General features: G+C 70.4%; 5 protein-coding genes. 2 read left to right on the forward strand and 3 right to left on the reverse strand.

What is annotated here, in order from left to right; all coding sequences use genetic code 11:
- Positions 1-84 precede the first annotated feature (84 nt).
- Positions 85-2,568: a DNA helicase PcrA gene (gene pcrA / locus JAO81_RS27515; protein WP_199550639.1), complete on the forward strand. Its 2,484-nt coding sequence runs from the start codon at positions 85-87 to the stop codon at positions 2,566-2,568.
- 74 nt (positions 2,569-2,642) lie between these two features.
- Here the strand turns inward: pcrA and JAO81_RS27520 are convergent, their stop codons facing one another.
- The 3 genes from JAO81_RS27520 to JAO81_RS27530 all read right to left on the reverse strand — a co-directional run bounded on the left by JAO81_RS27520 (position 2,643) and on the right by JAO81_RS27530 (position 6,281).
- Positions 2,643-4,172 carry a peptidoglycan DD-metalloendopeptidase family protein gene (locus JAO81_RS27520; RefSeq protein WP_199550640.1) on the reverse strand — a complete coding sequence of 510 codons (1,530 nt, stop codon included), beginning with the start codon at positions 4,170-4,172 and terminating at the stop codon, positions 2,643-2,645.
- Positions 4,173-4,402: 230 nt separating this feature from the next.
- Positions 4,403-5,329, reverse strand: a complete 927-nt coding sequence (locus tag JAO81_RS27525; protein WP_233415990.1) for an aminoglycoside phosphotransferase family protein — start codon at positions 5,327-5,329, stop codon at positions 4,403-4,405.
- A gap of 73 nt (positions 5,330-5,402) precedes the next feature.
- The gene (locus JAO81_RS27530; RefSeq protein ID WP_199550641.1) at positions 5,403-6,281 is read right to left on the reverse strand and encodes an alpha/beta fold hydrolase; all 879 of its coding nucleotides are present in this window, start codon (positions 6,279-6,281) and stop codon (positions 5,403-5,405) included.
- A gap of 424 nt (positions 6,282-6,705) precedes the next feature.
- On the opposite strand from JAO81_RS27530, the gene JAO81_RS27535 reads away from it, so the two are divergent.
- Complete coding sequence (locus JAO81_RS27535; RefSeq protein ID WP_199550642.1) at positions 6,706-7,116, forward strand: cobalamin B12-binding domain-containing protein; 411 nt, start codon at positions 6,706-6,708, stop codon at positions 7,114-7,116.
- Positions 7,117-7,262 lie beyond the last annotated feature (146 nt).

The raw sequence follows: 7,262 nt of genomic DNA on the forward strand, positions 1-7,262 counted from the left end.
CGCCCGCCTCCCGAGCGCCCCCCCCCCCCGGGGCCCGCGACCCGGGGACGGGCTGTCAGTGGAGCCGCCTAGACTCGGTAGGCGATGAGCAGCCTCTTTGACGACAGCTTTCTGGCGGACCTCCAGGCCAAGGACCAGGGCAAGCACCACGCCCCGCCGCCGCCCCCCGAGGACGAGGGACCGGAAGAGATTCCGGCCGACTTGTTCGGCGGGAAGTTCGACGCGCCCGCACAGCGCGACGCCTACTACCGCGACGGCGCCCCCCGCCCGGTGCTCGACGGCGCCGCGCTGCTCGACGGGCTGAACGAGAATCAGCGCGCCGCCGTGACGCACAGCGACACCCCGCTGCTCATCGTGGCCGGCGCAGGCTCCGGCAAGACCCGCGTCCTGACCCACCGCATCGCGTATCTGCTCGCCGAGCGCAATGTCCACCCGGGCCAGATCCTCGCGATCACCTTCACCAACAAGGCCGCGGGCGAGATGAAGGAGCGCGTCGAGGAACTGGTCGGCCCGCGCGCCAACGCGATGTGGGTGATGACCTTCCACAGCGCGTGCGTACGGATACTGCGCCGCGAGTCGAAGAAGCTCGGCTTCACCTCCTCCTTCTCGATCTACGACGCCGCCGACTCCAAGCGCCTCATGGCCCTGGTCTGCCGCGATCTCGATCTCGACCCGAAGCGCTTCCCGCCCAAGGCCTTCAGCGCGAAGATCTCCAACCTCAAGAACGAGCTCATCGACGAGGAGGACTTCGCCGGCCAGGCCGCCGACGGCTTCGAGAAGACGCTCGCGCAGGCCTACGCGATGTACCAGTCGCGGCTGCGCGAGGCCAACGCCCTCGACTTCGACGACCTGATCATGACGACGGTCAATCTCCTGCGGGCCTTCCCGGACGTCGCCGAGCACTACCGCCGCCGCTTCCGGCACGTCATGGTCGACGAGTACCAGGACACCAACCACGCGCAGTACGCCCTGGTGCGCGAGCTGGTCGGCACCGGGCCGCGCGACGAGGACGTACCGCCGGGCGAGCACGAGCTGCCGCCCGCCGAGCTGTGCGTGGTGGGTGACGCGGACCAGTCGATCTACGCGTTCCGTGGCGCCACCATCCGCAACATCCTGGACTTCGAGGACGACTACCCGAACGCGACGACGATCCTGCTGGAGCAGAACTACCGCTCCACGCAGACGATCCTCTCCGCGGCCAACGCGGTCATCGAGCGCAACGAATCGCGCCGCCCGAAGAACCTGTGGACCAACGCGGGCAACGGTGCGCAGATCACCGGCTATGTCGCCGACACCGAGCACGACGAGGCCCAGTTCGTCGCCGAGGAGATCGACCGCCTCACCGACGCGGGCCACGCCAAGGCCGGTGACGTCGCGGTCTTCTACCGTACGAACGCACAGTCCCGTGTCTTCGAAGAGATCTTCATCCGCGTCGGCCTGCCCTACAAGGTCGTCGGCGGCGTCCGCTTCTACGAGCGCAAGGAAGTCCGGGACGTCCTCGCGTACCTGCGCGTGCTCTCGAACCCCGAGGACACCGTCCCGCTGCGCCGGATCCTCAATGTGCCCAAGCGCGGTATCGGCGAGCGCGCCGAGGCCATGATCGACGCCCTGTCGCTCCGCGAGAAGATCACCTTCCCGCAGGCGCTCGGCCGCGTCGACGAGGCGTACGGGATGGCGGCCCGCTCCACCAACGCCGTCAAGCGTTTCAACACGCTGATGGAGGAGCTCCGTACGATCGTCGAATCCGGCGCGGGCCCGGCCACCGTCCTGGAGGCCGTGCTCGAACGGACCGGCTATCTCGCCGAGTTGCAGGCCTCCACCGACCCGCAGGACGAGACCCGCATCGAGAACCTTCAGGAACTCGCGGCCGTGGCCCTGGAGTTCGAGCAGGAGACCGCGGACGGCGAGCGGCCCTCACTCTCCGACTTCCTGGAGCGCGTCGCGCTGGTCGCCGACTCCGACCAGATCCCCGACGAGGACGAGGACGGCTCCGGCGTCATCACCCTGATGACCCTGCACACCGCCAAGGGCCTTGAATTTCCCGTGGTGTTCCTGACGGGCATGGAGGACGGCGTCTTCCCGCACATGCGCGCGCTCGGCCAGACCAAGGAGCTCGAGGAGGAGCGCCGGCTCGCGTACGTGGGCATCACGCGCGCCCGCGAGCGCCTCTACCTCACCCGCTCCACCCTGCGCAGCGCCTGGGGCCAGCCCTCGTACAACCCGCCGTCCCGCTTCCTGGAGGAGATCCCGGCCCACCACCTGGAGTGGAAGCGCACGGGCGCCAAGCTCGGCGCCGCGCCCTCCACGGGTCCGGCGGCCTCGGTGGCCTCCTCGCTCTCGTCCACGATGGCGGCCCGCTCCCGGCGCGGCACGTCCTCCGGCTTCGCGACCGGCGACAAGCCGGTGATCTCCCTCGCGGTCGGGGACCGGGTCACGCACGACCAGTTCGGGCTCGGCACGGTCGTCGGCGTCGAGGGCGCGGGCGACAAGGCGCGCGCCACCATCGACTTCGGCGATACGAAGCCGAAGGTGCTGCTGCTGCGGTACGCGCCGGTGGAGAAGCTCTAGCCGCCTGCGATACGTGAAGGGGGTGGCCTCTCCGTTGCGGGGAGGCCACCCCGGCTGTCGGAAGGGCGTCCGGATCAGGACGGGTCGAACCCGTGGCGGCGCCGCCACGGCAGCGGGTCGATCGCCCAGCCGCCGGCCGGGCGGACCTCGAAGTGCAGATGCGGGCCCGTGGAGTTGCCGGAGTTCCCGGAGTACGCGATCACATCGCCGGCCTTGACCGAACCGCTGCGGATCTTCGTGCTGGAGAGGTGGCAGTACCAGGTCTCGGTGCCGTCGGGCGCCGTCACTATGGCCATGTTCCCGTACGCGCCGTTCCACTGCGTGCGCACGGTGCCGTCCGTCGCGGCGAGCACCTCGGTGCCGTACGAGACCGGGAAGTCGATGCCCGAGTGCACGGACATCCAGTTCACACCGGCCTGCCCGTAGTACGCGCTCAGCCCGTGCTGCTTGACCGGGAGCGAGAACTTGGGGCGCAGCGCCTCCTTGCGGGCGGCCTCCTCGGCCTTGCGCTTCTTCTCGGCCTCCTGGCGTTCCTTGAGGTCGATGCGCTCCTGCGTACGGCTCGCGCGGTCCGCGAACTCATTGGCGTCGGCGGAGAGTTCGGTGAGCTGGGTGTCCAGCTTGTTGTTCGCGGCGGCCGTCTCGACGGAGCTGGGATCGGGCGCGGCCTGCGACTTCGGCTCCTCGTTCCCGCCCATCGAGCCGACCACGGAGGCGGCGGCGACCCCGGCCACCCCCAGCGCGCACACGGAGGGCACGGCCACGGTGAGCAGCGCGGAACGCTTGGCGGGGGTGCGGCGCCGGCCGCGGGAGCCGGAGCGCTGGGAGCGGGGGCTGTGCGCCACCCGTACCGGCTCGGGTTCGTCGGTGTCGTCGTGGCCGACGGTGACCGGCGCGTCGAGCAGCTCGGTCTCGCCGTAGGAACTGTCCTGGCTCTCGTACGAGGAGGAGGAACCGCTCTCGTTCTCGTACGGGGAGGTGGTGTCGGCCTCGTAGGCGTGGGGCTCGTACGCACCGGCCTCGTATGAACCGGTCTCGTAGGAGGTCGGGCCGCTTTCGTAAGAGGTCGCGCCGCTCTCGTAGGAGCCGAGCGTCTCCGTCTCGTAGGAGCCCGGCGTTTCCGTCTCGTACGAGCCGGCCGCTTCCGTCCCGTACGTGGTCTCGGTGCCGGCGGAGTTCCAGGCGGTGGCGTCGTAGGAACCGGTGTCGGCGTACCCGTAGGCGCCGGTGGTCCCCCACTGGCCGGTGGTGTCCCACTGCTCGCCGCTCTGCGGGCCGGGCTGCGCGGGGATGTCGGTGACCGACTGATATCCGGCGCTCGCCCACATGGCGGTCGTGTCGTGGCCGCCGGTGTCGTAACTGCCGTTCGCGTAGCCGCCGGTGTGCTGTGCGGAGTACGCGTCGTAGCCGGTGGCGCCGTCTGCGCCGTACGTCCCTGCCTGCTCGGGGGCGGTCCACTGGGTGCTGTCCCACTGGCCGCTCTGTGAGGCGTCGTACGTCCCCGGCATCGCCCCGAAGAGGGGGTCGGAGTCGAAAGCGGTGGTGTCGAAGGCACCGGTTGCATAGCCGCCGTATCCGGTGGCATAGCCGTGCTGTTCGTTCACCAACTTCTCTTTCGCCTCGACAACAAGGGGGCGGAGCAGTGCGGTGACTGTACCCGGCAGTGTGCGACGCCGACAATCTTCAGCAGGTTTCGTTGGTGGGGGAAACGGGCATTCGGCCGCCTTTCGGCGGACTGTGGGCAGACCTTTGGCCTTGTGTTCGAAGGCTGTTCGAGGATTTTCGCCTCTGCGGCGGTCCGGATCAGGGGCTGAGAGACGCTTCTCGGTCGGGATCAGGCGCTGGGCGACGCTTCGCGGTCCGCCAGCACCTCGCCGATCACATGGCGCGCCGTCGCCGCCATCCGCGGGTTGGTCTCGCGGTAGTAGGCGAGCTCGAGCAGCGCGATCGACAGGGCGAGCCCCCGGCCCCGTACCCAACTCGCCTCATCGGCGCCGACGGCGGAGCGGAACTCCGGGCGCGCCTCGGCGGGCAGCACGTACCAGGCGGTGATCAGGTCGACGGTCGGATCGCCGATGCCGACCAGGCCGAAGTCGATGACGGCGGCGAGCCGGCCGTCCTCGACGAGCAGATTGCCGGGCTGCAGATCGCCGTGCATCCAGCGGTCGGGCCCGTCGTATGCGGGGGCGTCGAGGGCCTGCTGCCATACGGCCGCTGCCGCATCGGTGTCGATCACATCCGTGAGCCGGGCGAGCGCCGCGCGCGTCGCCTCGTCGCGGGGGCCGAGCGGACCGCCGCGGCCGCAGCGCGGGGCACCGGCGGTGTCGATGCGACGCAGCGCCGTGATGAACCCGGCCAGGTCGGCGGCCAGTTCACGCGGCTTGCCGACCGCCGCGGCCGCCGGTGTCGTGCCGTCGAGCCAGCGGTAGACGGACCACAGCCACGCGTACCCCTCGGCGGGTGCGCCCTTGGCGAGCGGCGCCGGGATCGGGACCGGCAGGTGTCCGGCCAGCTTCGGCAGCCAGTCGAACTCGCTCTCCACCTCCTCGTCGGAGCCGGCGCGCAACGGCAGCCGTACGACCATGGCTTCGCCGAGCCGGTACAGCGCATTGACCGTCCCCGGTGAATCCACCAGCTCGAGCGGCAGCCCGGACCACTGCGGAAACTGTCCGTCGATCAGCCGCCGCACCAGCGCCTCGTCGATGTCCGCCTGGTCGGCATGCATCTTGCGCGGCTTGTTGCCCGTCTCGGAGGTGGTCATCGGGGCATCGAACTCGGCGGCGCCGGGGCCGGTCAACTGAATTGCGGCGTACGGGCGGTGGGAGCGGACTGCCTCAGGCCACGGACACCGCTCCCTGCGCACCGGCCAAGACGGCGTCGTCGTCGATCGCCTGCCGGATGCCGGCGGCGACCGCGGGGTGGACCGGCAGCGCGAGATGACCGATGCCGCTCACCCGCACGTTGTGCGCGAGCAGGTCGGGGTGCTCGACGCAGGCGGTCTCCAGCGGCACCATCAACTGGTCCAGATCGCTCCAGAAACCGACGAAACGGGTACGGCATCCAGGCGCGGGCCCGGCCAGTTCGGCGAGCACGTCCGAGCCGGGCCGCATCTGGCGCACGATCGGATGCGCGTTCATCGCGGGCGCGACCCGGGTGCCGCTGTGCGGGGTGCCGAGCGTGACCAGGGTGCGGACGCGGGCGTCTCCGCCCTGGCACTGGACGTAGTGGCGCGCGATCAGGCCGCCGAGGCTGTGCCCGACGATGTCCACCTGTTCCTGCCCGGTCCGCGCGCAGAGCTCTTCGATGTGGTCGCCGAGCAGCCGGGCCGCCTCGCGGATGTCACAGGTCAGCGGCGAGTAGTTGAGCGAGGCGAGATGGCGGCGGCCGTGCCGGGCCAGGGTGCGGCGCAGCAGGACGAAGACGGAGCGGTTGTCGATGAAGCCGTGCAGGAGCACGACCGGGCGGTCGTGCGGTCCGGCGGGGAGGCGAGGGGTGTCCTCGGTGTCCTCGGGTGGCGGCGGGGCGGTACGTTCCTGGATGATTCCGGACGGATAGAGCAGAACGTGCCCGGTGAGGATGGCGAGTTCGAGCGCGGTGGCCTTGAGGAGCGCGGACGACGCCAGGCAGAGGCGTGGTGTCCGGACCAGCTGTGTCCAGGTGGGCAGAAGCAGGGGCAGCGACTTGAGGATCTTGAGAAGCCTCACGGCCTCCATGAGCCGACCTCCAAAACGGCGCACGGAGAACTCCTCTGTCCCCCGTGAGCCCACATGGGGCGCCCTGGAGGCGGCCGTGGCCTAATGCCTCGCTGCGGCATCGCACCAGACGGCACGCACCTCGACGGCACCGCACCACCCCCCCGTGCGGCTGCCCGCGCGGGGGTGGGGCGGCCCCCCGCCGCTCCCCCGTGCGCGGATCCCGGCTGCGGGGTCGAGTCGGCTCGGCCGCTGCTTGCGGGTGCCGCGCATGGCGAACGTGTCCCACGTGTGATTTCCCCCTCGGTCCTGACCGTGAAACTGCCGGTTGCGGGATGGTGGCGATAACGTTCGTTCACTTCTTCCGGTGCCTCGCTGTGAGGTTCCCGGCGCTCCCGGGCACACTTCAGGGGGCCCGCACAACTTGCTCGACATGGAGGCAGCGATGGGTGCGACAACCGGTCCGATCCGCGTGGTGGTCGCCAAGCCCGGTCTCGACGGCCACGACCGCGGTGCGAAGGTGATCGCGCGGGCGTTGCGCGACGCCGGCATGGAGGTCATCTACACGGGCCTGCACCAGACGCCCGAGCAGATCGTCGACACGGCCATCCAGGAGGACGCCGACGCGATCGGCCTCTCGATCCTCTCCGGCGCGCACATGACCCTGTTCGCCAAGGTCATCGAGCTTCTGAAGGAGCGGGACGCCGAGGACATCAAGGTCTTCGGCGGCGGCATCATCCCGGAAGAGGACATCCCTCCGCTGAAGTCCCTGGGCGTCGCGGCGATCTTCACGCCGGGGGCGACGACCGGGGCGATTGTGGAGTGGGTGCGGGGCAACGTCGTGCAGTCCACGTGACGCTTTCCGGCCCCTCCGGCGTTTGAGGAGATCCGACCGGAGGTCGGATGCGGGGTCCGGGGCGGAGCCCCGGGTTCGGGGAGGGGCGGGGGGGGGAAAACTGCGCCCCGCACCCCCCCCCCCACCCTCCCCCCCCCTCACCCGTC

This window comes from Streptomyces sp. N35 (assembly GCF_016464295.1).
In the GTDB taxonomy this organism is placed as follows: Bacteria; Actinomycetota; Actinomycetes; order Streptomycetales; family Streptomycetaceae; genus Streptomyces.

Coding starts and splice junctions, on each gene's coding strand:
- JAO81_RS27530 (WP_199550641.1), bottom strand. CDS start 6,281: ATGGAGGCCGTGAGGCTTCTCAAGATCCTCAAGTCGCTGCCCCTGCTT.
- JAO81_RS27535 (WP_199550642.1), top strand. CDS start 6,706: ATGGGTGCGACAACCGGTCCGATCCGCGTGGTGGTCGCCAAGCCCGGT.
- JAO81_RS27525 (WP_233415990.1), bottom strand. CDS start 5,329: ATGACCACCTCCGAGACGGGCAACAAGCCGCGCAAGATGCATGCCGAC.
- pcrA (WP_199550639.1), top strand. CDS start 85: ATGAGCAGCCTCTTTGACGACAGCTTTCTGGCGGACCTCCAGGCCAAG.